This is a genomic window from Aquabacterium sp. OR-4 (assembly GCF_025290835.2).
Classification (GTDB): domain Bacteria; phylum Pseudomonadota; class Gammaproteobacteria; order Burkholderiales; family Burkholderiaceae_C; genus Pseudaquabacterium.
Genome location: NZ_JAOCQD020000001.1, coordinates 2,557,567 through 2,580,870, shown reverse-complemented (window position 1 = coordinate 2,580,870; position 23,304 = coordinate 2,557,567). Strand labels below are relative to the sequence as shown.

The window sequence follows — 23,304 nt, the reverse complement described above, 5'->3', positions numbered from 1 at the left end:
TCAGGCCCCCCCGCAGCACGACGAGACGGTGGCCACCGGGCGCTCTGGTGCCGGTGCGGGCACGGCCACGGTCTGACTGGCGACGTCGGCGGCGCTCGCTGCTGGCGCGGCCCTTGCCTGCCGTCGCGCCGCCACCACCGCGGCCAGCACCGACAAGGCCACCTCCTCGGGCGTGCATGCGCCGATCGGCGTGCCGGCCGGGGCCACGATGGCGGACACGGCCTCGGCGTCCGACCCCGCGGCCAGCAGCGATTGCTTCAGCACCCCGGCCTTGCGCGCACTCGCCACCAGCCACACGCCCCGGCCGCCCAGCGCCAGCGCGCAGCGCAGGCCCTGCACATCGCGCCTGCCCTGGGTGGCCACCACCACAAAGCTGCCGGGGCCGATCTTGCCGGGCGTGGCATGCGGGCAATCAGCGGCCAGCACCTGCTGGGCATCGGGCCAGGCGCTGGCCTCGGCGCCTTGCGCCACCACGCTGACTGCAAAACCCACGCGCGGGGCCAGGCCGGCCAGGGCCTGCGCCACCGGCGAATCGCCGATCACCGTGAGCCGCGCGCGCGGCAGCACCGGGTCGACAAACAGCTCCAGCGTGCCGCCCGAGGGGCAGCTCATGCCGAACTGCAGCACGTCGTCCAGGGGCTTGAGCTCGCCATCGGGGGCCACGCGCAGCAGCCGCGCCTGGCCGTCGTCGAGCGCCTGCTGCACGGTGCGCAGCACGGCCGGCTGGGCGCAGCCGCCGCCGATCCAGCCATCGACAAAACCGGCGCGGGTGACGATGGCCTTGTCGCCGGCCCGGGCGGCGGCCGGCGGCAGCACGCGCAGCACGCTGACCAGCGCATAGGGCTCGTCCTGCTCGCCAAGCCGGCGTGCGGTGGCCAGCAGATCCTGGGCATGGGTGGACATGGCGGGGTTCTCCTAATGGATCAGGGACGCGGCGGCCTGCAGATCGGCCAGGCTGGCCAGGCGGATGAAGCGCTCGATGTGGGGCCGCGCGCCCTGCACCGCGGCCGAGGCCGGTGCAGCGGGCGAGGGATGGAACCAGGTGGTGCGCGCGCCGCGGCCGCGCACGCGCGCCAAGGCCTCGGCCAGGGCCTGGGGCGCATCGGCGTCGAAGCCGTCACTCAGCAGCCACACCTGGGCGCGCCGGCCCAGCTGGGCGCGGGCATGCACGCGCACGAAGTCGTCCACGCTGGTGGCGATGCGGGTGCCGCCACCAAAACCCGAGGCCACGGCGTTGACCTTCTCCTGCACCGTGGCGCTGTCGCGCTGCAGCAGCGGCGTGACCTCGGCCAGGCGGGTGTGGAACACGAAGACGCGGGTCTGTCCCGGCTGCGAGGCGGTGACAAAGGCGCGCGCGATGCGCAGGAACAGCTGCGCGTGGATCTCCATCGAGCGGCTCACGTCCACCAGGATGAACAGGCGCGGGCGCTCGCGGCGCGGCTGGCGCCAGGCCGGTGCCAGCGGCACGCCGCCGGTGGCCAGGCTGGCACGCAGCGTGCGCCGCAGGTCGAGCCGGCGGCCGCTGCGCTGCGCCAGCCAGCGCCGGGTGAGGCGCTGGCGCAGGCGCTCGGCAATGCGCTCGGCCAGCGCGTTCAGCTGCGCCAGATCCTGCGGCAGCCATTGCGAGAAGCGGCGCTCGTGCAGCGCATCGGTGCGGCTGGCGCCGCCCAGCGTGTGGGCGCGGCCGGGGTCGGTGGCGGCGGGCAGCAGGGTGTCGTCGAGCGTGGCGTCGCTGGCGCCGGTGTCGCGGGCCGGCTGGGCTGCGGCAGCCATGTCGTCGTGCAGCTGCTGCACGGCCTGGCGCAGATCGCGCGAGGGCCGGGTCAGGCCGCTCACCCGGGTGCTGCCGCGCAGGCGCTGCGGATGCCAGTAGCGCTGGAACAGCTCGGGCCAGTGCTGCCAGTCGCGCCGGTTGTGGCAGGCAATGGCGCGCCAGGCAGCCTCGAGCTGGCCGTGGCGGGCCAGCGGCAAGGCCAGTGCGGCCTGCACCAGGGCCTGCTGCTCGGCGATGCCGATGCGAAAGCCGTGCTCGCGCAGCGTGGCGGCAAAGCCGGCAATGCCGCCCAGCGGATCGGCCGGCGGCAGCGGCACGGGCAGCAGGGGGGCAGGGGCCGGCGCGTGCATGGCGGGGGCGGGTGAACAGGGGGCCGGCGGTGCTGCGGGGGCGGCGGCTCAGGCGCCGTGGCGCGCGGCCACGCCCTCGCCCGTCTGCTCGCGGTTGCGGCCTTCGAGCAGGCGGCGCAGCCGCTCGGGCGTGAGCTGGAAGCGGTCGTCGCGGGTCTTCAGCAGGCAGCCGAGGGTGGCCTGCAGGGCCTCGGCCTCGTCGGGCAGGCACACGCGCTGCAGGCGGTGCAGCGCGCGCACCCAGTCCAGGGTCTCGGCCACGCCGGGGGTCTTGGCCAGGTCTTCGCGGCGCAGGCGCTGCACAAAGGCCACGGCCTCGTCCACCAGGCGCGGCTCGGCCTCGGGCAGGGTGCTGCGCACGATGGCGATCTCGCGCGCCAGCGTGGGGTAGTCGAGCCAGTGGTACAGGCAGCGGCGGCGCAGCGCGTCGCTCAGCTCGCGCGTGCCATTGCTGGTGAGCACGGCCAGCGGCGCCTGGCGCGCGCGCAGCGTGCCCAGCTCGGGCACGGTGATCTGCCAGTCGGCCAGCAGCTCGAGCAGGAAGGCCTCGAAGGCTTCGTCGGCGCGGTCAAGCTCGTCGATCAGCAGCACCACCGGCTGCTCGCTGGTCAGGGCGGTGAGCAGCGGGCGCTCGAGCAGGTAGTCGCGGCCAAACAGGTCGGTCTCGCGCAGCAGGCCGCCGGGCTGCGCCTCGTGCGGGCGCTGGTGCAGCTGGATGGCCAGCAGCTGGCGGCCATAGTTCCACTCGTACGCGGCCTGCGACAGATCAAGCCCCTCGTGGCATTGCAGGCGCACCAGGCGCCGGCCCTGGCAGCGTGCCAGCGCGGTGGCCAGCGCGGTTTTGCCCACGCCGGCGTCGCCCTCCACCAGCAGCGGGCGCTGCAGCTCACCGGCCAGCCACAGCGTGGTGGCCAGCGGCTCGTCGGCGATGTAGCCGGCCTGGTGCAGGCTCTGGCGCAGCGCAGCGGCGTCCATCGCGGTCAGGCGCGCTTGCCAAACAGGCCGGCGAACCAGTTCTTCACCAGCATCCACACGATGGCCAGGGCGTTGAGCTCCTTGGCCGCGGCGGTGACCACCACCGGTGCCACCGGGCGCGGTGCCGGCGGCGCGGGCACTGCGCCAGCGGCGCCGCCCGTGGCGGCGTTGACGGTGGCCGCCGGCGCCGCGGCGTGCACGACGGGGGCGGGCACTTCCTCCATCACGGCGGCGGCGGCCGGCTGCGCCGCAGCGGCCTCGGCCTGAGGCACCGGCTGCGCCGCAGCGGCCTCGGCCTGAGGCACCGGCTGCGCCGCTGCAACCTCGGCCTGGGGCACCGGCTGCGCCGCTGTGACATCGGCCTGGGGCACCGGCTGCGCCGCCGTAACTTCGGCCTGGGGCACCGGCTGCGCCGCTGCCGTGGCACTGAAGTTGTCGGCGAACTGCTGCAGGATCATGTCCGACACCTGCACCATCATGCGGCCGCCGAACTGCGCGAACTTGCCGTTCACCGTCACCTTGGCCTGGCCCACCAGCACGCTGGTGCCGGGTGTGTCGCCCGGCTCCACGGTGGCCACCAGGTCCATGGCCGCGGTGCTGCCGCTGCGGTCGGCGCCCTTGCCCAGCAGGTTCAGACGCTGGGTGCTTTCGTCGAGCGAGAGCACCTCGATGTCGCCGGCAAAGGCCGCTGTGGCCGGGCCCACCTTGACCTTGACATGGCCCTTGTAGTGCGTGCCGTCCAGCTGTTCGGTGATGGCCGCGCCGGGCATGCAGCCGGCCACGGCGCGCACGTCGCGCAGCACGGTCCAGGCCTGGGCCGGGCCGGCCGCGATGGGGTAGCGCTTGTCGAGCGTGACTTCCATGGTTCGATGGTCCTCAGACTTCCAGCGCCAGGCCCTTGGCCTTGAGCTGCTGCCACACGCGGTAGCTGGTGAAGGGCATGGTCAGATCGGTCACGCCGGTGTGGGCGAAGGCGTCGATCACGGCATTGGCAAAGCAGGGGATCGAGCCCACGTGCGGCGATTCGGCCACGCCCTTGGCGCCGATCGGGTGGTGCGGGCTGGGCGTCACGGTGTGGTCGGTCTCCCACTTCGGCGTTTCCACCGCGGTGGGCAGGTAGTAGTCCATCAGCGTGTTGCCCAGCAGGTTGCCTTGCGCGTCAAAGGGCATCTGCTGGCCCATGGCCACGGCAAAGCCCTCGGTCAGGCCGCCGTGGATCTGGCCCTCGATGATCATCGGGTTGATGCGCGTGCCGCAGTCGTCGAGTGCGATGAAGCGGCGCACCTTGGTTTCGCCGGTGGCGCGGTCGATGTCGAGCACGCACAGGTAGATGCCGAACGGGAAGGTGAAGTTGGGCGGGTCGTAGTAGTGCACCGCCTCCAGCCCCGGCTCCAGGCCGGCGGGCAGGTTGTTGTAGGCGGCCCAGGCGATGTCCTTCATGGTCTTGAAGCGGCCGGCGTCGCCCTTGACGTTGAAGCGGTCGATCTCCCAGTCGAGGTCGGCCTCGCCCACCTCCAGCAGGTGGGCGGCGATCTTGCGCGCCTTGGCGTGGATCTTTCGTGCCGCCAGCGCGATGGCCGCACCTGCCACCGGTGTTGAGCGGCTGCCATAGGTGCCCAGGCCGTAGGGCGCGGTGCTGGTGTCGCCTTCTTCCACCTGGATCACTTCGCTGCCGATGCCGAGCTCGGTGGCGATGATCTGGGCATAGGTGGTCTGGTGGCCCTGGCCCTGCGTGATGGTGCCCATGCGGGCGATGGCCGAGCCGGTGGGGTGGATGCGGATCTCGCAAGAGTCGAACATGCCCACGCCCAGGATGTCGCACATCTTGCTGGGGCCGGCGCCCACCACCTCGGTGAAGGTGCACAGGCCGATGCCCATCAGGTGCGTGGCCGTGGGGTCGGCCCGGCGTGCGGCCTGCTCGGCGCGCAGCGCGGGGTAGCCGGCCTTGTCCAGCACCTGCTTCATGGCGCGGTGGTAGTCGCCCGAGTCGTACTCGAAGCCGAAGGCGCTGGTGTACGGGAACTGCTCCTTGCGGATGAAGTTCTTCTCGCGGATGGCCGCCTTGTCCAGCCCCAGCTTTTGCGCCAGCACGTCGATCAGGCGCTCGATCAGGTACACGGCCTCGGTGACGCGGAAGCTGCAGCGGTACGACACGCCACCCGGCGCCTTGTTGGTGTAGACGCCCTTGACCTCGCAGTGCGCGGCGGCGATGTCGTAGCTGCCGGTGCAGATGTGGAACAGCCCGGCCGGAAACTTGGTGGGGTCGGCGCAGGCGTCGAAGGCGCCGTGGTCGGCCACCACCCGCGTGCGCAGCGCCAGGATCTTGCCGTCGGCGGTGGCGGCCAGCTCGCCGTCCATGTGGTAATCGCGGGCAAAGGCGGTGGTGCTGATGTTCTCGATGCGGTCTTCCACCCACTTCACCGGCTTGCCCAGCACGATGCTCGAGACGATGGCGCACACATAGCCGGGGTAGATGCCGACCTTGTTGCCGAAGCCGCCGCCGATGTCGGGGCTGACGATGCGCACCTTGCTCTCGGGGATGCCCGACAGCATGCTGACCACGGTGCGCACCACGTGCGGCGCCTGGCTGGTGATCCAGGTGGTGAGATCGCCACGGATGGGGTCGTAGCTGGCCACGCAGCCGCAGGTCTCCAGCGGGCAGGGGTGCACGCGCGGGTACAGCATGTGCTGGCTCACCGTGACCGGGGCCGTGGCAAAGGCCTGCTCGGTGGCGTCGGCATCGCCCGCGGTCCAGGTGAAGATGTGGTTGTGGTGCTCGCGCGCGCCGTGGGCGCCGCTGGTCTTGCCGGCCAGGTCTTCGCGCAGCACCGGGGCATCGGGCTGCAGTGCGGCGTAGGGGTCGATGACCACCGGCAGCTCGTCGTATTCCACGATCACGGCATCCACCGCGTCGGCGGCGATGTAGCGGTCGTCGGCGATCACGATGGCCACTTCCTGCATCTGGAAGTGCACCTTCTCGTCGGCCAGCACGGCGGCCACGTCGCCGGCCAGCGTGGGCATCCAGTGCAGCTTCAGCGGCTTCAGGTCATCGGCCGTGAGCACGGCGTGCACGCCGGGCATGGCCAGCGCGGCGCTCTTGTCGATGGACTTGATGCGCGCATGGGCCAGCGGGCTGCGCACGATGTCCATGTGCAGCATGCCGGGCATCTGGATGTCGTCGACATAGTGGCCCTTGCCCTGGATGAAGCGGGCGTCTTCCTTGCGCAGGCGGCTCTCGCCCATGCCCTGCAGCGCGGCCAGGCGTTCCACGCCCTTGTCGGTGGGTGCGTTCATCGGTGAATCTCCTGCTCAGGCGGTGACGGCGGTGGCCGGGGCGGCTGCCGTCTCGCGCAGCTTGGCGGCCGCGTACAGCACGGCCTTGATGATGTTCTGGTAGCCGGTGCAGCGGCACAGGTTGCCGCTCATGCCCACGCGCACCTCTTCTTCCGTCGGGTCGGGGTTCTCGTGCAGCAGGCGGTAGGCGCGCATCAGCATGCCGGGGGTGCAGAAGCCGCACTGCAGGCCGTGCTGGGTGTAGAAGCCCTCCTGCACCGCATGCAGCACGGGGCCCTGGGCCAGGCCTTCCACGGTCTTGATGTCGGCGCCGTCGCACTGCACCGCCAGGTGGGTGCAGCTCTTGACCGACTGGCCGTCGATGTCCACCGTGCAGGCCCCGCAGTGGCTGGTCTCGCAGCCGATGTGGGCGCCGGTCAGGCGGCAGTCTTCGCGCAGAAAGTGGATCAGCAGGGTGCGCGGCTCGACGGCTTTTTCCACCGCCTTGCCATTGATCGTCATCTCGACAATTTGCTTCTTTGCCATGTCATGTTCTCGTCGGAGTGGTTTCAGCCCCGCCGGGCCGCCCCAAGGGGCTGAACGCCCCCTCGGGGGGCAGGAGCGGAGCGGCGTGGGGGCGCCTCAGCAGCGGGCTGCGGCGCGCTCGATGGCGCGCTTGACCATCTGGCCGGCCATCGCGGTCTTGTAGGCCACGTCGCCGCGCAGGTCTTCGGCGGGGTCGGTGGCGGCCATGGCGGCCTGGGCGGCGGCGGTGAGGGTGGCCGGGCTGAGCGGCCGGCCCAGCAGCGCGGCCTCGGCGTCTTTGGCGCGGATGGCCATCGGCGCCACGTTGGTCAGCCCGATGCGCACCTGGCCGACCACGCCGCCATCCAGGCGCAGCACCACCGCGGCGCCGGCCGTGGCCCAGTCGCCGGTCTTGCGCTTCAACTTCTCGTAGGCCCAGCCGGTGCCCTGGGCAAAGGCCGGCACGCGGATGGCGGTGAGGATCTCGTCCTCGGCCAGCGCCGTCATGTAGGTGCCGTGGAAGAAGTCGTCGGCGGCCACGGTGCGGCTGCCACCAGGGCCTTGCAGCGTGAACTGCGCGTTCAGCGCCAGGCTGATGGCCGGGTGGTCGTTGCCGGGGTCGCCGTGGGCGATGTCGCCACCGATGGTGCCGCGGTTGCGCACCTGCGGGTCGGCGATCAGCTTGGCGGCCTCGGGCAGCAGCGGCACGCGGCGCTGCAGCAGGGCGCTGGCGATCAGCTCGTTCTCGACCGTCATCGCGCCGATGAGCACGGTGTCGCCTTCTTCGGCTATGCCGCGCAGCTCGGCAATGCGGTTCAGGTCGATCAGGTGGGCCGGCTGGGCAAAGCGCAGCTTCATCATCGGCAGCAGGCTGTGGCCGCCGGCCAGCAGCTTGGCATCGGGGCCCAGGCTGCCGAGCAGGCCGATGGCCTCGCCCACCGAACGGGGGGCGTGGTACTCGAAGGCGGGAGGAATCATGCGGCGTCTCCGGGGTTCTTTGAACGACGCCTGGATTCTGGAAACCGGCCGTGCCGATGTCGAACACGGGGCTGTTGCCCCCGCTGCTGCACGAACGGTGGCCCAGCGCGCACGAAATGCCGCCGGCCTGCACGAACTGCAGCCGCCCCCGCTTTGTGGCAAATCAAGCCCGGGAAAGCCCGGGGAGGGAACTTACCCGCGGTTTGGCAGCGCCAGCGAGCCCGCGGGCACGCCCAGGCGCTCGAGCAGCTCGCCGGCGCTGCCGCGCGACACCGGCACCGGCTCGGCCACGCCGCTCAGCTGCACGGCCAGGCGGCCGTCGTCGCGCTGCAGCTGGCGCACCGCGCGCAGGTTGATCACATGGCTGCGGTGCACGCGCATGAACAGCTCGGGATCGAGCCGCGTCTCCAGATCACCGATCGACAGGTTGCAGAACTGGCTGCCGCCCGCGGTGAGCACGCGGGTGTAGTGGCCATCGGAGCCGATGGCCACGATGTCGTCGGCATCGACGAACAGGATGCGCTGCTGGCTCACCGTGGGCACCTTGAGCAGGCGCCGGCGCTGCGCGGGCGGGGTCACGGGCAGCTGCCCCGGCAGCTCGGCCGCCGCCTGGGCGGCCGGCGTGGCCGCGGCGCGCGGGCTGGCGTCGTCCTTGGCGGCCACCAGGTCGGTGATGTCGTAGAACACCAGGGTGTAGCCGCCGGGCCGCAGGTCGCCGCCCGACAGGCGCGACACCTTGATCAGCAGCACCCGCTCGGGGATGTTGATGATCATGGTCATGGGCGGCGGTGCGGCCACCGGGCACTGCGCCGCCTGGTCGAGCAGAAACTCCACCTTGGGCCGCGAGCGGCTGGGGTGGAAGTCGAGCACCATCTGGTCGAAGGGCAGCATGCGGTCGACCGGCAGCACGCGGCGCGCAAAGTCGTTCATGCCCACCACGCGGCGGTGGCCGTCCAGGTGCACGATGCCCACATCGAAGCGTTCGAGCAGGTACAGCGGCGAGACAGCGTGAGAATCCATGCGACGGGCGGGCGGGGGGCAGACAGCGTGCCGCCATTCAACCATGCGCGCCCGCGCGCGGGTATCAGGCAGAGGCGGGGGCGGCGCTGGTGGCGGGGTGGGCGATGGCGTTGGAGCCAGGGCCGGTGCCAGGGCCGGTGGCGGGGCTGGCCGCGCTGGCGCCCGCGGGTGCCAGCGGCAGCCAGATCGTCACCTGCGTGCCCGCACCGGGCGTGCTGTGCAGCAGCACGCGGCCGTGGTGCAGGGCCACGATCTCGTGCACGATGGCCAGGCCCAGGCCGGCGCCCAGCACGTGGCCCGAGGGGTCGGCGCGGTAGAAGCGGTCGAAGGCGCGCGCGCACTGCGCTTCGGTCATGCCGATGCCCTGATCGACCACGCGCAGCAGCGCCCAGTCGCGCGCCTCGTGCCTGGCCGTCAGGATCGACAGCGTCACCACGGCCGGGGCCGCCGAATACTTCAGGCCGTTGCCCAGCACGTTCACCAGCACCTGCTGCAGCTTGGCGGCATCGCCGTCGGTCCACACCGGGGCGGCGGCCGGCAGCAGCTGCACGCGCGCGGGCTGGCCGGGGTGCAGCAGGCTCTCGCAGGCGGCCAGGGCCACCGGGTTGAGGTCGATGCGCTCGCTGGCAAAGTCGCGGCCGCGGCGCGAGTCGATGCGTGCCAGGTCGAGCAGCTCGTCGACCAGGTGCTTGAGCACGCCGGCCTGGCGAAACACCACTTCGGCCGCGCGCTGGCGCTGGTGCTCGGCCACGCGTGCGCCGGCCAGCAGCTCGGCAAAGCCGTAGACGCTGGCCAGCGGCGTGCGCAGCTCGTGCGCGGCGGTGGTGAGGAACTCGTTCTTCAGCTGCTCGACCTCGCTCTCGTGGGTCACGTCGCGAAAGTAGTACACGCGCTGCCAGTCGGCCTCGCGCATGCCGCGCTGCAGCTGCCGGCGCGGCGGGCCGGCCAGCGTGACGCTGGCCTCGCCGCTGGCCAGCGCGGACATCGGCTCGGCGCCATCGGCGGCCAGGCCGGCCAGCCACTCATCGACCGCGGCTTCGCTCAGGCCCAGCAGGTCTTCGGGGCCCAGGCCGAACCACTGGCTGAACGCCGGGTTGGTGAACACCAGGCGGTGCAGGCTGTCGGCGCCGCTGCGCTCGAACACCAGCACCGCGTCGGGCGACAGGGCGCTGACCGCGGTCAGCCACGACAGCCGGGCCTGGGCCTCGGCGCTGCGCAGCGTGACCTGGCGCTCGAACTCGCGCTTGCGGCGGGCCAGCGCGGCCAGGCTCCAGAACAGCAGCAGGTCGATCGCCAGCCCGCCCGCGGCCACCAGGTTGGACGGCCAGAGGCGGGCCGCCGCGGCATCGGCCATGCCCTCGTAGACCACCGTCCAGCGCCGGCCGGCCAGCACGAGCGGGCGCTGCAGCTCGCCTGGCGCCACGCCAGCCATGCCGGGCGCCCAGGTGGCCGCGCCAGGCTGCGTTGCCGCCGTGCCCGGTGCCGTGCCCGGTGCCGGTGGCGGCCACCGGTAGAACGCGGAAGCGGGCGCGCCGGCCGCGCCGTCGTGGATGCGCAGGCGCATCGTGGCGGTGGCGGCGGTGGCGGCGGCGGCGGCGGCGGCGGCGGCGGTGGTGGTGGTGGTATCGCTGTCGGGCTCGGCACCCACGATGCCCTGCATCAGCCCGTCCACCTGCAACGCGGCAAACACCCAGCCCCAGGGCGTGGGCGCGGCGCCGCCCATGGCCGGGCGCAGGATGGGCTCGAACAGCACCAGGCCCGGCTGCGGCGCGCGGCCATCGGCCTGCGCCAGCGTGACGATGCCCGACAGCGCGGCGCGGCCGGTGTGGTGGGCGCGCAGCATGGCCGCGCGCTGCGTGGCATCGGCCAGCAGGTCGGCGCCGATGGCCGCCGGCAGGCCGTGGCCCAAGGCCTCGAGGTGGACGATGGCCGCTTGCTGTTCGGTCTCGCCGGCCGGTCCTGGCGGCGGGGTCATCGGGGCCCGGGCTGGCGGCTCGCGTCCGGCGGCCGCCAGCGCTTGCGGCGCCAGCCGCCGCGCCACGCCAAGCCCTTGCAGCCCGGGGCAATGGCGCCCGGGCGGCACCGTCTCGGCGTAGCGCTGCCAGTCGTGGCGCGAGACCTCGGTGGTGGCGGCCCACAGCGCCGCGCCGCTGCGCAGCACGGTCTCGCACGCCGCCAGGCGCCGGGCGATGCGGTGGTGCAGGTCGTCGGCGTGGCGCTCGAAGCGCTGGCGCGCATCGTCCAGCGCGGCCTGCCGCGTTGCGGCCCAGGCCAGCGTGGTGAGCAGCAGCGAGCCCAGCAGGATCAGCAGGGCCACGCCGGGGCGTTGCAAGGCGTCTTCCAGCCACCGCAGGCGGCGCCGCCAGGCGCTGCGGTCAAGCGCCGGGGCGGCGGCGCTGGGCCGGTGCTCGATGACCTCCATGGCGGGCCTGCGCTGGGTTGCGGGGCGCGGGGCGGAGGTGGGCTCTGGCTCAGGCCAGGCTCGACACCAGGGCCAGCAGCGCGCGCGGGCTGAAGGGCTTGGCCAGGTAGCCGTCGGCGCCGGCGGCCAGGCCGGCGTGCTGGTCGCTCGTGGCGTGGCAGGCCGAGAGCATCACCACCTTCATGCGCGGCGGTGCGCCGTCGCCGCCCGGCTGCTTGAGGCAGCGGCACACGTCCAGGCCGTCCAGGCTGCCGGGCATCATCACGTCCAGCAGCACCAGGTCGGGTGCCAGCTGGCCGGCCAGGCGCAGCGCCGCGCTGCCGTTGGCGGCCTCGTGCACCTCGTGGCCGCCGGTTTCCAGCGTCATGCGCACCAGCTCGCGGATGTCTTGCTGATCGTCGACGACCAGGATGCGTTTCATGCGGCGGCCTGTTGAGCGCGAGGGGCAGGGGGCGGGTACGGCGATCGGTGGTGCGGGCCGGCGCGCAAGCGGCGCCGACGCAGGGGGATACGGCCTGGCGATGGTGGCCGCCTGCACCGGCGCCGATGCGCCGAGAAGCGCCAGCCGGGCCCGGCAATTGGGCCGCGGCCCATGCTGCGGCCCGGCGCCCGCGCAGCGGCGGGCGCGCACCAGGTGCTCAGGCTGGCCGGCCGTGGCGCCCGGCGCCGGCGGCAAACAGCGCCGCGCCGGCCACGCCCTCGGCCTGCACCACGGCGCTGGCGGCGGCACCTTCGTGCCGCAGCGCGGCCGGCAGATCCAGATCCCACTGCGCCAGTGCGCTGGCCCGGTCGATCCGCAGGCAGGCCTGCGGAAAGCCGGCGATCTGCAGGGCCAGCGCCTGCGCCTCGGCCAGTGCTTCGTGGGCCGGCACGGCGCGGCCGGTGAGGATCATGTCCAGCGCGCGACCCTGGCCCACGATGCGCGGCAGCCGCACCGTGCCGCCATCGATCAGCGGCACGCCCCAGCGCCGGCAGAACACGCCGAACACCGCGCTGGCGGCGGCCACGCGCAAGTCGCACATCAGCGCCAGCTCGAGCCCGCCGGCCACGGCATGGCCCTCGATGGCGGCGATCACCGGCTTGGTGAAGGCCATGCGCGTGGGCCCCATCGGCCCGCTGCCGCTGCCGTCGGGCGTGACCGCGTTGCGCCGCGCCGGATCGGCCACCGCCTTCAGGTCGGCCCCGGCGCAGAACTGCCCGCCGCCACCGGTGAGCACCGCCACCGCCAGCGCGGCATCGGCATCGAAGCGGGCAAAGGCCTGCTTCAGCAGGGCCGCGGTGGGGCCGTCCACCGCGTTGCGGCAGTCGGGCCGGTGCAGGGTGATGGTGGCCACCGGGCCGGCGGTGCTGAAGATGACGGGCTCGCTCATCCAGCCATCTTCACCCGGCGGCGGCGGCCGGTGGATCAGCGCAAACCCAGCTCCGCCATCTTGCGGTACAGGGTGTTGCGGCTGATGCCCAGGCGGCGTGCCGCCTCGCTGAGGTTGCCGGCGCATTCGCCCAGCACGCGGGTCACGGTGCGCTCGGACTGGGCGCGCAGGTCGGTGGTGGCGGCGGTGGGGGTGGCGTCGGCATGGGCCGGGTGCGCGGCGGCGCCGGGTGCGGCGGCCGTGGCGGCCGTGGCCAGCACACGCAGGTCTTCGGCCAGGTCGTCGGGCAGATGGGCCCAGCCGAGCTCGCCTTCGTCATCGGCCGCCAGCGCGCAGGCCGTGCGCAGGGCATTGGCCAGCTGGCGCAGGTTGCCGGGCCAGCGGTAGGCGGCAAAGGCCGCCAGCAGGTCGGGCGCCACACCGATGGGCCGACCGGGCGCGATGTCGGCCAGCAGGCGCGCCACCAGGCCGTGCAGGTCGCTGCGCTCGCGCAGCGGCGGCAGGTGCAGGGTGAGGCCGTTGAGGCGGTAGTACAGGTCTTCGCGAAAGCGCCCGGCGTCCATCTCGCTGCGCAGGCGGCGGTGGGTGGCGCAGACCAGCGCAAAGTCCACCGGCACGGCGCGGCCGCCGCCCAGCGGCACCACCGCGCGCTCTTGCAGCACGCGCAGCAGGCGGGCCTGCATGGCCAGCGGCATGTCGCCGATCTCGTCGAGGAACAGCGTGCCGCCGTCGGCCTCGCGAATGCGGCCGGGCGCGCCTTCCTTGCGCGCGCCGGTGAAGGCGCCGCCCTGGTAGCCAAACAGCTCGGCCTCGATCAGCGATTCGGGCAGCGCGGCGCAGTTCACCGCCACGAAGGGCCCGCCGTGCCGTGGCCCGCTGGCGTGGGCGGCGCGCGCGAACACCTCCTTGCCCACGCCCGATTCGCCCTGCAGCAGCAGCGCGATGGGCTTGCCGATGACGCGGCGCACACGCTGCACCGCGGCGCCCAGGGCGTCGTCGCCGGTGTCGAGTGCGGCCAGCGCGTCACGCGTGGCAGGGGGGCTGGCCGAGGCCGGCGGCGCGCTGGCTGCGGTGGCCGTGGCGGGGTCGGCGCCGGCGTTGGCGTTGGCGTTGGCGTTGGCGTTGGCGTTGAAGGCCGTTGTGGCGGCCGCGCCGTCCGGGCCATCGCCAGCGGTGGCGCCGGGCGCATCGCCCATGGCGGCACGGCGCATCGCCAGGGCCGCACCGCCTTCGGCGCGCACCCACAGCACGCCACCACCGGCGGCGGTGACGCGCGGCACGGTGTGCGGTGCCATCGCGCCGCGGGCATGGGCATGGGCCCAGGTGAGCAGCGTGGCCACATCCAGCGGCAGCCAGAAGGTGATGCGGTCGCGGCCGATGGCCTCGTGCGGCATGCCCAGCAGCGCCAGCGCGGCGCTGTTGGCGCCGATCAGCAGGCCGTCCTCGCGCAGCGCCAGCAGGCCTTCACCCAGCTGGCCCAGGCCGGCCGGCTGGGCATGCAGGCGCAGGCGCAGGCTGGCCGCATGCCAGGTGTCGAACAGGCGGTGCTCCACCATGCCGGCGGCGGCGCGCGCCAGCGCCAGCGTGTGCGGCAGGGTGTCGGGGTGGTAGGCGCGGTGGTCGCCCGAGATGTCGAAGGCGCCCATCAGCTTGCCCGCGGGGTCGAGGATGGGCGCCGCCGCGCAGGTGAGAAAGCCGTTGCGCTCGAGGTAGTGCTCGCCGCCGTGCACCACCACCGGCTGGCCCTCGGCCAGCGCGGTGCCGATGGCATTGCAGCCGCGGTACTGCTCGGCCCAGTTGGCGCCCGGGCGCAGGGCCACCCGCTCGGCGCGCTGGGCAAAGCCGTCGGCGCCCTGGGCGCGCAGCACCATGCCGCGGGCATCGGCCAGGATGATCATGCTGCGCGTGCCGCGCACATGCGGATCGAAAAAATCCATCACCGGCTGGGCATGCGACAGCAGCTCGTACTGGCGCTGCATGGCACGCGCCAGCTGCGCCGCCGATGCGTGCGGCGCGCCGGCCATGCGCCCGCGCGGGGTCAGCCCGGCCTCGCGGCTGCGCTGCCACGAGCGCGCCAGCGTCTCGCCCAGCAGCGGCACCAGGGCGTCGGCCGGCGGCGGGCCGGCCTCGCACAGCTGACGCGCGGCACGTTGCCGCGCGCCGGGCGAGCCGCTGGTGGCGGCGGCCGTGCCAGGGCTGGTCGACAGGGCAGGCGGGGTCATCTCGGGTGTCCTCAGGTTCAGCAGACCGGGCAACATATGCACGGCCGTTCATGGGGGAGATCCCGCGGTGGCGACGGCTTCAGCGTGAATCGGCAGAGCACCTGCGCCGTTGCGTGACAGCGTTGCAGCACGCAGGAGGCTCTTGAACAGTGTCTCCGCAGGAAATGGGCCAGCTTTCACCCGCAAATCGGCCGCTTTGCGCCCAAGCGGCCGTGGCATGGCCGCTGCATCCACTGGCATCCCGAGACGGCGAGGCGATGGCTTCACCGGCCGATCCGCGAGATCCCGTCCGCAAACCGTTCCCGCAACTTTGTTCAGGAGACAGCCATGACCGTGTACGCAGCCCCCGGTGCCGCCGGCGCCAAGATCGCCTTCAAGGCCAAGTACGACAACTTCATCAACGGCAAGTTCGTGCCGCCGGTGGATGGCCAGTACTTCGACGTGATCACCCCGATCAGCGGCAAGGTGTACACGCAGGCCGCGCGCAGCACGGCGGCCGACATCGAGCTGGCGCTCGACGCCGCCCATGCCGCCAAGGACAAGTGGGCCGCCGTGCCGGCCGCCGAGCGCGCCAACATCCTGCTGAAGATCGCCGACCGCATCGACGCCAACCTCGAGCTGCTGGCCTATGCCGAAACCGTGGACAACGGCAAGGCCATCCGCGAGACGCTGAACGCCGACATCCCGCTGTCGTCGGATCACTTCCGCTACTTTGCCGGCTGCCTGCGCGCGCAGGAAGGCTCGCTGACCGAGGTGGATGGCAACACCATCGCCTACCACTTCCATGAGCCGCTCGGCGTGGTGGGCCAGATCATCCCCTGGAACTTCCCGATCCTGATGGCCGCCTGGAAGCTGGCCCCCGCGCTGGGCGCCGGCAACTGCGTGGTGCTCAAGCCCGCCGAGAGCACCCCGGTGTCGATCCTGATCCTCACCGAGCTGATCGCCGACCTGCTGCCCCCGGGCGTGCTGAACATCGTCAACGGTTTCGGCCGCGAAGCCGGCATGCCGCTGGCCACCAGCAAGCGCATCGCCAAGATCGCCTTCACCGGCAGCACCGCCACCGGCCGCGTGATCGCCCAGGCCGCCGCCACCAACCTGATCCCGGCCACGCTGGAGCTGGGTGGCAAGAGCCCCAACATCTTCTTCGAAGACATCGCCTCGGCCGACGACGCGTTCTTCGACAAGGCCGTGGAAGGCCTGGTGCTGTTCGCCTTCAACCAGGGCGAGGTGTGCACCTGCCCCAGCCGCGCGCTGATCCAGGAATCGATCTACGACAAGTTCATCGAGCGCGCCCTCAAGCGCGTGGCCGCCATCAAGCAGGGCAGCCCGCTCGACACCGACAGCATGATGGGTGCCCAGGCCTCGGCCATGCAGATGGACAAGATCATGTCCTACCTGGAAGTGGGCAAGCAGGAAGGCGCGCAAGTGCTGATCGGCGGCGGCCGTGCCGAGCTGAGCGGCGACCTGGCCGGCGGTTATTACATCCAGCCCACGCTGTTCAAGGGCCACAACAACATGCGCGTGTTCCGCGAAGAGATCTTCGGCCCGGTGCTGGCCGTGACCACCTTCAAGGACGAAGCCGAAGCCCTGCAGATCGCCAACGACACCCCCTACGGCCTGGGCGCCGGCGTGTGGAGCCGTGACGGCAGCCGTGCCTACCGCATGGGCCGCGCCATCCAGGCTGGCCGCGTGTGGACCAATTGCTACCACGCCTACCCGGCCGGTGCGGCCTTTGGCGGCTACAAGGAATCGGGCATCGGCCGCGAAACCCACAAGGCCATGCTCGACCACTACCAGCAGACCAAGAACCTGCTGGTGAGCTACAGCCCGAACGCCCTCGGCTTCTTCTGATCAGGCGCATCCGCCTGCTGCGCGGCCCGATCTGCCGCCTGCGATGCTCGCCGTACGGGTGTACGGCTGCGCTTCTCGGCAGCACCTCGGGCCGCTCGCACACGGCGGTTGCACCCTGATCACCGAGCGTTCAACGACAAGATCCCTCAAAGGGCGGCCACGGCCGCCCTTTTTCACTTTCATGGCGCACCGAACAAGCCAGACAGGAGACCCGCCCATGAGCGACCCCATCGAGCGCGTGCAGGCCAGCCCCGCCGCGCTGGCGCTGATTGCGCAGCTGCGCCAGCGCCACGGCCAGATCCTGTTCTACCAATCGCACGGCTGCTGCGCCGGCAGCGCGCCGATGTGCTTTGCCGTGCACGAGCTGGGCCTGAACGAGGACGACCGGCTGCTGGGCAGCGTGGGCGACGTGCCCGTATACGCCAGCCTGTCCCAGTGCGACTACCTGGCCGGCCTGCACATGACGCTGGACGTGGCACCCGGCGACAGCGGCAGCTTCGGCCTGGAAGACGGCTCGGGCCAGCACTTCACCGCGCACTTTCGGCTGTGGACGGATGACGAGCTGCCGCGGCTGGCGCCGATCACCCCCGCCAAGCCGGGCGCCTAGCGTCAACAAGCCGGCGGGCCAGGGTGGGGTGCGGCGGCACCAGGTCGCGTACGGTGGCCGCAAGCGCCGCGTGGCGCGCATGACGACGAAGCTGCCGTACCGCCTGCATGGAGCAGGCGGCCCGGCGCCTGCTTCCTTGACGGCGCCATTCAGCGCTGCGTCATGTCAGGCCTTGAACGGATTCAGCAGCGCCACGCCAAAGGTCTTGAAGTCGGCCACGTTTCGGGTCACCACCGTCAGGCCGTGGATCTTGGCCGTCGCGGCAATCATGGCGTCTTCATACACGGTGTCCGAGCGCCTGTGCATCAGCTGGGCCCAAGCGCGAAACGTTGCCGCGTCCATCGGCAGCACGTTGTAGGCACTGGCCACCATCTCGAGCCAGGCTTCGATTTGCGCCGCCTTGGCCGCATCCTGTTCGCGCGTGATCTCGATGCCGGATTGGATCTCGCCGATGGTCACCGCCGAGAGATGCAACTGGGTGTCTTCGAGCCCCTCAAACCACGCCACCACGGCGCCATGCGGCTTGGGTTTGCGCAGCTCTGACACCACGTTGGTATCCAGCAGGTACATGGGCTCACCTCGCTGCCGTTGGTGGCCGCCTGCGCGCAGCACCGCGGGCCGGAACCAGCATCCCGGTGCGCGCCTCATCCAGAAGCAGCAGTTGCTTGAGCGAGGGCCGCGCTGAAGCCTTCAACCGCCGCCATTCGTCCACCGGCACCAGCACGGCAGCCTCGGCGCCTCGCCGGGTCACCATCTGCGGCCCTTCGGCCAGGCAGGTTTCGAGGAACTCGCTGAACCGCGCCTTGGCGTCCTGCACAGGCCATGTCTGCATCGCTCACCTCGAAATGACCAGTTGGATGACCAGTTTAGCGCCATCCGATGCACGGCGCCGGCCATGGCGAAGTGCCCCTCGGCGGCTTGGCTTTGGCCCTGTCACACATGGCCGACGGCTTCTCTTTCACAATCCCGGCCCTATGCCCTTCATCGTCACCGAACCCTGCATCAAGTGCCAGTACACCCACTGCGTCGACGTCTGCCCGATGGACTGCTTCGTCGAGGGCCCCAACTTCCTGGTGATCGATCCGGCCGGCTGCATCGATTGCTCGGTGTGCGTGGGCGAGTGCCCGGTGCAGGCCATCGTCAATGCCAAGGAGGTGTCGGATGCGCAGGCGCCGTTCGTTGAGCTGAACGCCCGGCTCGCCGGGCAGCCGGGCTGGCAGCCGATCACCCGCTCCAAGGCGCCGCCGCCTGATCACGCCGACTGGGTGGGCGTGGCGGGCAAGCGCGCGCTGCTGCTGCTGGATGCCGACACGCCGCTGGCCTGACACAACGCCAATTCGGCTACCGTCGCACCATGGCCTATCTCAGCACCCCCAGCCAGCTCGAAGCACTGTTTGGCGCCGCCGGCGAAGCCTCGCTGCGCAAGGAGGTGCCCACGCTGCACCCCAGCTACCGCGCCTGGATCGAGCAATCGCCCTTCGCCGTGCTGGCCACGGTGGGCCCCGATGGCCTGGACACCTCGCCGCGTGGTGACCCCGCGCCGCTGGTGCGCATGCCCGACGAGCGCACGCTGCTGCTGCCCGAGCGGCGCGGCAACAACCGGGTCGACAGCCTGCGCAACATCCTGGCCGATGCGCGGGTGTCGCTGATCTTCTTCGTGCCCGGCATCCACGAGACGCTGCGGGTCAACGGCCTGGCGCGCATCAATGTCGATCCGGCCCTGCTGGCCTCGTTCACGCTTCAGGGGCAGGTGCCCAAGTGCGTGGTCGAGGTGGCGGTGCAGGCGGTGTTCTTCCAGTGCGCCCGGGCGCTGGTGCGCTCCAGCCTGTGGGCGGTCGGGCAGACGGCCCAGCGCCCGCCGGTGCCCACGGCCGGGCAGATGCTGGGGGCGTTGACGCAGGGCGGCATCGATGGCGCGGCTTACGACCGCGAACTGCCGGCGCGGCAGGCGGGCACACTCTATTGATCCGGGCGCGGCTCCAGGCCGCCCGCCTGCCACGCTGAACCTGCACACCGGCTGTACACCATGCACCTCATCGACACCGTGGCCATGTTGGCCGTCATCCAGTACCTCGCGTTCGGCGCCCTGGTGGGCCGCGCGCGCGGCCGCTACGGCGTCAAGGCGCCGGCCATCACCGGGCATGAGCCCTTCGAGCGCGTCTACCGGGTGCACCAGAACACGCTGGAGCTGCTGGTGGCCCTGCTGCCCGCCTTGTATGTGGCCGGCCGCTACTGGCCGGCCTGGGTTGTGGCGGCGATCGGCGCGGTGTACCTCGTGGGTCGCCTGATCTACTGGCGCGCCTACGTGGCGCAGCCGTCGTCGCGCATCCTGGGCTTCGTCCTCAGTTTTGCGCCGGTGCTCACGCTGGTGATCGCTGCGCTGGTGCCGGCGCTGCTGGGCAAGCCGGTGCGCTGACCGCCACGGCCGGCTGGCCTGCTCGGCCAGGTCGACTGGCCTGCGCGCCATGCTGGTCAGCCGCTGGCCACCGGCCCGGTGGTGTATTTGGCGGCGCAGCCGGCGCCGGTGCAGGTGAGCAGCAGCATGCGCTGGACGAGGGTGCCGGCCTTGTTCTTGGCACGCAAGTGCCCCACGCCGTTGCGGCTGTCGGCGCCGGCGCTGATAAGCTGGGCCTCGTCGTCCCCTCCTGCTCTGCACCCGATCCAGCCATGTTCACCGGCATCGTCCAGGCCGTCGCCACCGTTTCGCAGCTCATTGACCGGCCGGGCCTGCGCTCGTTCACGCTGCAGTTTCCGCCCGGCTTCACGCAGGATCTGGCCATTGGTGCCAGTGTGGCCAGCGACGGCACCTGCCTCACCGTCACCCGTGTGCTGCCGGGCGACGCGGCCGAGTTCGATGTGATGCAGCAAAGCCTGGCGCTCACCACGCTGGGCACGCTGGCCGTGGGCAGCCGCCTGAACGTGGAGCGCGCCGCCAAAGAGGGCGCCGAGGTGGGCGGCCATGTGCTCAGCGGCCATGTCGATTGCCTGGGGCAGCTGCTGCAGATCCGCCGGCCCGAGAACAACCATGTGCTGCGCATCGGCGTGCCCGAAAGCCACCGCCGCTACGTGTTTGCCAAGGGCTACGTCGCGGTCAACGGCGCCAGCCTCACCATGGCCGAGGTCAACCGCGCCGAGGGCTGGTTCGAGGTCTGGCTGATCCCCGAGACGCTGCGCATGACCACCTTTGGCGAGAAGGCCGAAGGCGCGGCGCTGAACCTCGAGATCGACCGTGCCACGCAGGTGGTGGTGGACACCGTGCGCGATGCGCTCGACGAGCGCCTGGGCCCGCTGCTGCCGGCGCTGCAGGCGCTGCTGGCCCAGCAGGGCCACAGCCTGGACGACCTGGGGGCGGCGGTGGTGCTGCCGCGCACGCCGGCACGCTGATCGACCGCGCCGGCGCAGCGGCTGCGCGCGCGCCGGGTCAGCACAAGGCGGCCAGCGCCGGATGGCGGGCCGCCAGCCAGGCGCGCAGCGGCTCGTCGGGCGCCATCATCGTGAAATCGGCAAAGTCGAAGCCGGGGGCCACCATGCAGGCCACCAGGCTGTACTCGCCCTCGCTCTGCGCGGCCTGCCAGACATCGGCCGGCACGGTGGCCTGGGGCGCGCTGTGCGCGTCCACCGGGGCCAGGCGTGTGCTCCAGGCGCGCGGCTCGGTGCCGGCGTCGCGGGCGTCCAGCAGGTGCAGCTGCAGCGGTGCGCCTTCCAGGTGGCACCACACCTCGTCGGAGCGCACCCGGTGCCAGCGGCTGAAACCGCCATCGGCCAGCACAAAGTAGATCGAGGTCAGCGCGGCGCGCGGCGGCCGGCCGTCACGCGGGTCGACCGTGGCGGTGGCGCGGTGCACCTCGGCGAAAAACCCGCCCTCGGGGTGTGGCTGCAATTGCAGGCGGCTGATCAGTTGCTGGGCGCGTGTGGGCAGGGGCATGGTGGCAGGGCCGGGCGATGTGGGTGGGATGGGTTGGCCACGGTGCATGCCGCTGCCTGCACCGCATCGATGGCACATTGTGGGGGCGGCCCGCGCCGGCCATGTCGGCGCGCCGGGCCGCTGCAACGTTCAAGCACGATGGCCCCCACACGCTCACACGATCTGCCAGCACGCCACACCCATCAAGCAGGCCCGGCCCTGGCGCTGGCCCTGGCCATGGCCCTGGCGTTTGCGCGGCCGGCCCTGGCTGCCGAGCCCGATGCCGCCGACCAGGCCTTCTACCGCCGCGCGGCCAGCTGCGCCGGCGTGATGAAGCAGGAGGTGGTGCGCCTGGCCGGGCGCTGGCGTGCCGGCGAGCGCGGCGTGCGCGGCGAGGTGCAGCGCCTCACCGAGCTGAGCTTTGCCTTCGTGGGCGTGGCCTACAAGCGCGGCCTGCGCGGCGAGGCGGCCGACCGCCTGCTGGCCGAGGCCGAGCGCACCCAGGCGGCCCAGGGCGCGGCCGTGCTGCGCCAGTTGTCGGCCGATTGCCAGGCCGAGGGCCGGCAGCTGCTGGACAAGAGCAACTCGCTCGAGCGCATGCTGGTGCGCAACCGCGCCAAGGCGCGCGTGGGCCATCTGCTCGACGATGCGCTGTCCACGCCGGCCAATGCCACCGCCGCGCCGGCCGCCACGCCGGCGCCGGCCGTGCAGCGCGCGGCGGGCGGCTGAGCCGCCGCCGGCGCCGCCGGTGTTCAGGGGTTGTCGATCAGGTGCTGGCCCAGCGCGGCCCAGGCGCGCATGGCGCTGGGATCGCAGGCCAGGCTGGCGGGCAGCGGGTGCGAGGCCAGGCGGGCCACCACCATCTCGGCGCGGGGGTCGATGTACAGCGCCTGGCCGTGCACGCCGCGCGCCATCCACGCGCCATGCGCGTTGTGCGTGACCCACCACATCGCGCGGTAGCTCCAGCCGCGCATCTGCGGCTGGCGCGCGCGGGCAAAGGTCTCCGGGCAACCGCCGGCGCGGATGCGCAGGATCACCGCCTCGGGCACCAGCTGGCGGCCGTCGGCCCAGCCGTGGCAGCGCAGCATCTCGCCCAGGCGGGCCAGGTCGCGCAGCGTGCTGTTGAGGCCGCCGCCGGCAAAGGGCATGCCCTGGCTGTCGACGGTGAAGAAGGCCTCGTGCTCGGCGCCCAGGCGGCGCCACAGCCGCTCGGCCAGGTGCGTGGCCAGGTCCTGGCCGGTGACGCTTTGCATCACCATGGCCAGCGCGTCGGTGTTGACCGTGCGGTAGCCAAAGGCCTGGCCATGCTGGCCGGCCGGGCCCACGCCGTGCAGAAACTCGGCCAGGCTCTGCGGCCCGTCGTAGCCGGGCGGGCGCGGCAACACGCCGCCGGCCCGGGCATGGCGCCAGATGCCGGCCTGCGGGTCGGTGTAGTCCTCGCTGTAGTCGAGCGCGCTGGTCATGTCCATCAGCTGGCCCACGGTGGCATCGGCAAAGCCGGTGCCGGCCAGGCTGGGCAGGTAGTGGCTGACGCGGGCGTATTCGTCCAGCGCGCCCTCGTGCACCAGCATCGCGGCCAGCAGGCCGACCACGCTCTTGGTGACCGACATCGCCGTGTGCCGCTGCGCCGCCTGCAGCGCGCCGTGGTAGCGCTCGTGCACGATGCGGCCGCGGTGCAGCACCAGCACGCCGTCGGTGTAGGCCTCGGCCATGGCCTGGGCAAAGTGGCTGCGCTGGCGGCTGGCCACCGGCTGGAAGCCCAGACCGTCGATGTCGTCGCGTGGCTGCCGCGGCAGCTGCCACACCGGCACCGGGCTGCGGGCCACCTCGGTCACCGGCACCAGATGGTCGAGGTGGCTGAAGCTCCAGCGCAGCTGCGGAAAGCGGTAGGCGCTGCCATCGTCAAAGCGGATGCGGCGCGGCGCGGGCGGCGGTGAGCCCTGCATCCAGCCCAGCGCCACCGGGCAGCTGGCCTGGGCATCGGGAAACTTCAGGGCCTGCAGCAGGGCGACCGGGGCGTTCATCGGAGGGCG

The 23,304-nt window shown here is 72.3% G+C and carries 23 protein-coding genes; 7 read left to right on the top strand and 16 right to left on the bottom strand.

The features are described from left to right. The 12 genes from N4G63_RS11100 to N4G63_RS11045 all read right to left on the bottom strand — a co-directional run bounded on the left by N4G63_RS11100 (position 1) and on the right by N4G63_RS11045 (position 14,909). The gene (locus tag N4G63_RS11100; RefSeq protein WP_260788480.1) at positions 1-903 is read right to left on the bottom strand and encodes an XdhC family protein; all 903 of its coding nucleotides are present in this window, start codon (positions 901-903) and stop codon (positions 1-3) included. A 12-nt stretch (positions 904-915) separates the two neighbouring features. Further along, positions 916-2,124, bottom strand: a complete 1,209-nt coding sequence (locus tag N4G63_RS11095) for a VWA domain-containing protein (RefSeq protein WP_260788479.1) — start codon at positions 2,122-2,124, stop codon at positions 916-918. Between the two features lie 48 nt (positions 2,125-2,172). After that, on the bottom strand, positions 2,173-3,099 hold the full coding sequence (locus N4G63_RS11090; protein ID WP_260788478.1) for an AAA family ATPase: 927 nt from the start codon (positions 3,097-3,099) through the stop codon (positions 2,173-2,175). 5 nt (positions 3,100-3,104) lie between these two features. Further along, complete coding sequence (locus tag N4G63_RS11085; protein WP_260788477.1) at positions 3,105-3,962, bottom strand: SRPBCC family protein; 858 nt, start codon at positions 3,960-3,962, stop codon at positions 3,105-3,107. A 13-nt stretch (positions 3,963-3,975) separates the two neighbouring features. Then, on the bottom strand, positions 3,976-6,393 hold the full coding sequence (locus tag N4G63_RS11080) for an aerobic carbon-monoxide dehydrogenase large subunit (RefSeq protein ID WP_314599674.1): 2,418 nt from the start codon (positions 6,391-6,393) through the stop codon (positions 3,976-3,978). Positions 6,394-6,408: 15 nt separating this feature from the next. Continuing rightward, on the bottom strand, positions 6,409-6,918 hold the full coding sequence (locus N4G63_RS11075; RefSeq protein WP_260788474.1) for a (2Fe-2S)-binding protein: 510 nt from the start codon (positions 6,916-6,918) through the stop codon (positions 6,409-6,411). Between the two features lie 96 nt (positions 6,919-7,014). Continuing rightward, positions 7,015-7,875, bottom strand: a complete 861-nt coding sequence (locus N4G63_RS11070) for an FAD binding domain-containing protein (protein WP_260788473.1) — start codon at positions 7,873-7,875, stop codon at positions 7,015-7,017. Between the two features lie 192 nt (positions 7,876-8,067). After that, positions 8,068-8,895 carry a LytTR family transcriptional regulator gene (locus tag N4G63_RS11065; protein WP_260788472.1) on the bottom strand — a complete coding sequence of 276 codons (828 nt, stop codon included), beginning with the start codon at positions 8,893-8,895 and terminating at the stop codon, positions 8,068-8,070. A 64-nt stretch (positions 8,896-8,959) separates the two neighbouring features. Next, complete coding sequence (locus N4G63_RS11060; protein WP_314599673.1) at positions 8,960-11,317, bottom strand: CHASE domain-containing protein; 2,358 nt, start codon at positions 11,315-11,317, stop codon at positions 8,960-8,962. A 49-nt stretch (positions 11,318-11,366) separates the two neighbouring features. Further along, a complete protein-coding gene (locus N4G63_RS11055; protein ID WP_260788469.1) occupies positions 11,367-11,738 on the bottom strand; it encodes a response regulator transcription factor in 372 nt (123 codons plus the stop codon). Between the two features lie 217 nt (positions 11,739-11,955). Continuing rightward, positions 11,956-12,687 carry a crotonase/enoyl-CoA hydratase family protein gene (locus tag N4G63_RS11050; RefSeq protein ID WP_260788468.1) on the bottom strand — a complete coding sequence of 244 codons (732 nt, stop codon included), beginning with the start codon at positions 12,685-12,687 and terminating at the stop codon, positions 11,956-11,958. Between the two features lie 35 nt (positions 12,688-12,722). Then, positions 12,723-14,909, bottom strand: coding sequence for a sigma-54-dependent Fis family transcriptional regulator (locus N4G63_RS11045; RefSeq protein WP_314599672.1), 2,187 nt, complete (start codon positions 14,907-14,909; stop codon positions 12,723-12,725). 327 nt (positions 14,910-15,236) lie between these two features. On the opposite strand from N4G63_RS11045, the gene exaC reads away from it, so the two are divergent. Further along, the gene (gene exaC / locus N4G63_RS11040) at positions 15,237-16,760 is read left to right on the top strand and encodes an acetaldehyde dehydrogenase ExaC (RefSeq protein ID WP_314599671.1); all 1,524 of its coding nucleotides are present in this window, start codon (positions 15,237-15,239) and stop codon (positions 16,758-16,760) included. Positions 16,761-16,977: 217 nt separating this feature from the next. Further along, entirely contained in the window at positions 16,978-17,367 is a 390-nt protein-coding gene (locus tag N4G63_RS11035; protein ID WP_260788466.1) for a DUF779 domain-containing protein, read from the top strand. 165 nt (positions 17,368-17,532) lie between these two features. Here the strand turns inward: N4G63_RS11035 and N4G63_RS11030 are convergent, their stop codons facing one another. Both N4G63_RS11030 and N4G63_RS11025 read right to left on the bottom strand, forming a co-directional pair. Further along, entirely contained in the window at positions 17,533-17,937 is a 405-nt protein-coding gene (locus N4G63_RS11030) for a type II toxin-antitoxin system VapC family toxin (protein WP_260788465.1), read from the bottom strand. 4 nt (positions 17,938-17,941) lie between these two features. Beyond that, positions 17,942-18,199 carry a type II toxin-antitoxin system Phd/YefM family antitoxin gene (locus tag N4G63_RS11025; RefSeq protein WP_260788464.1) on the bottom strand — a complete coding sequence of 86 codons (258 nt, stop codon included), beginning with the start codon at positions 18,197-18,199 and terminating at the stop codon, positions 17,942-17,944. A 142-nt stretch (positions 18,200-18,341) separates the two neighbouring features. On the opposite strand from N4G63_RS11025, the gene fdxA reads away from it, so the two are divergent. From fdxA to N4G63_RS11005, 4 genes are all read left to right on the top strand, one after another. Continuing rightward, entirely contained in the window at positions 18,342-18,692 is a 351-nt protein-coding gene (fdxA, locus tag N4G63_RS11020) for a ferredoxin FdxA (protein WP_260788463.1), read from the top strand. Between the two features lie 29 nt (positions 18,693-18,721). Further along, on the top strand, positions 18,722-19,333 hold the full coding sequence (locus tag N4G63_RS11015; RefSeq protein ID WP_260788462.1) for a pyridoxamine 5'-phosphate oxidase family protein: 612 nt from the start codon (positions 18,722-18,724) through the stop codon (positions 19,331-19,333). A gap of 60 nt (positions 19,334-19,393) precedes the next feature. Then, positions 19,394-19,783 (top strand): MAPEG family protein, encoded by a 390-nt coding sequence (locus tag N4G63_RS11010; protein ID WP_260788461.1) that lies wholly within the window; start codon positions 19,394-19,396, stop codon positions 19,781-19,783. Positions 19,784-20,034: 251 nt separating this feature from the next. Beyond that, on the top strand, positions 20,035-20,751 hold the full coding sequence (locus tag N4G63_RS11005) for a riboflavin synthase subunit alpha (RefSeq protein WP_260788460.1): 717 nt from the start codon (positions 20,035-20,037) through the stop codon (positions 20,749-20,751). A 37-nt stretch (positions 20,752-20,788) separates the two neighbouring features. On the opposite strand, the gene N4G63_RS11000 is transcribed toward N4G63_RS11005, so the two are convergent. Then, a complete protein-coding gene (locus N4G63_RS11000; protein ID WP_260788459.1) occupies positions 20,789-21,292 on the bottom strand; it encodes a cupin domain-containing protein in 504 nt (167 codons plus the stop codon). 138 nt (positions 21,293-21,430) lie between these two features. Here N4G63_RS11000 and N4G63_RS10995 point away from each other — a divergent pair, with 138 nt between their 5' ends. Then, positions 21,431-22,000: a hypothetical protein gene (locus N4G63_RS10995; protein ID WP_260788458.1), complete on the top strand. Its 570-nt coding sequence runs from the start codon at positions 21,431-21,433 to the stop codon at positions 21,998-22,000. A gap of 23 nt (positions 22,001-22,023) precedes the next feature. Here N4G63_RS10995 and N4G63_RS10990 read toward each other — a convergent pair whose 3' ends face one another. Continuing rightward, the gene (locus tag N4G63_RS10990; RefSeq protein WP_314599670.1) at positions 22,024-23,295 is read right to left on the bottom strand and encodes a serine hydrolase domain-containing protein; all 1,272 of its coding nucleotides are present in this window, start codon (positions 23,293-23,295) and stop codon (positions 22,024-22,026) included. Between the last annotated feature and the right edge of the window lie 9 nt (positions 23,296-23,304).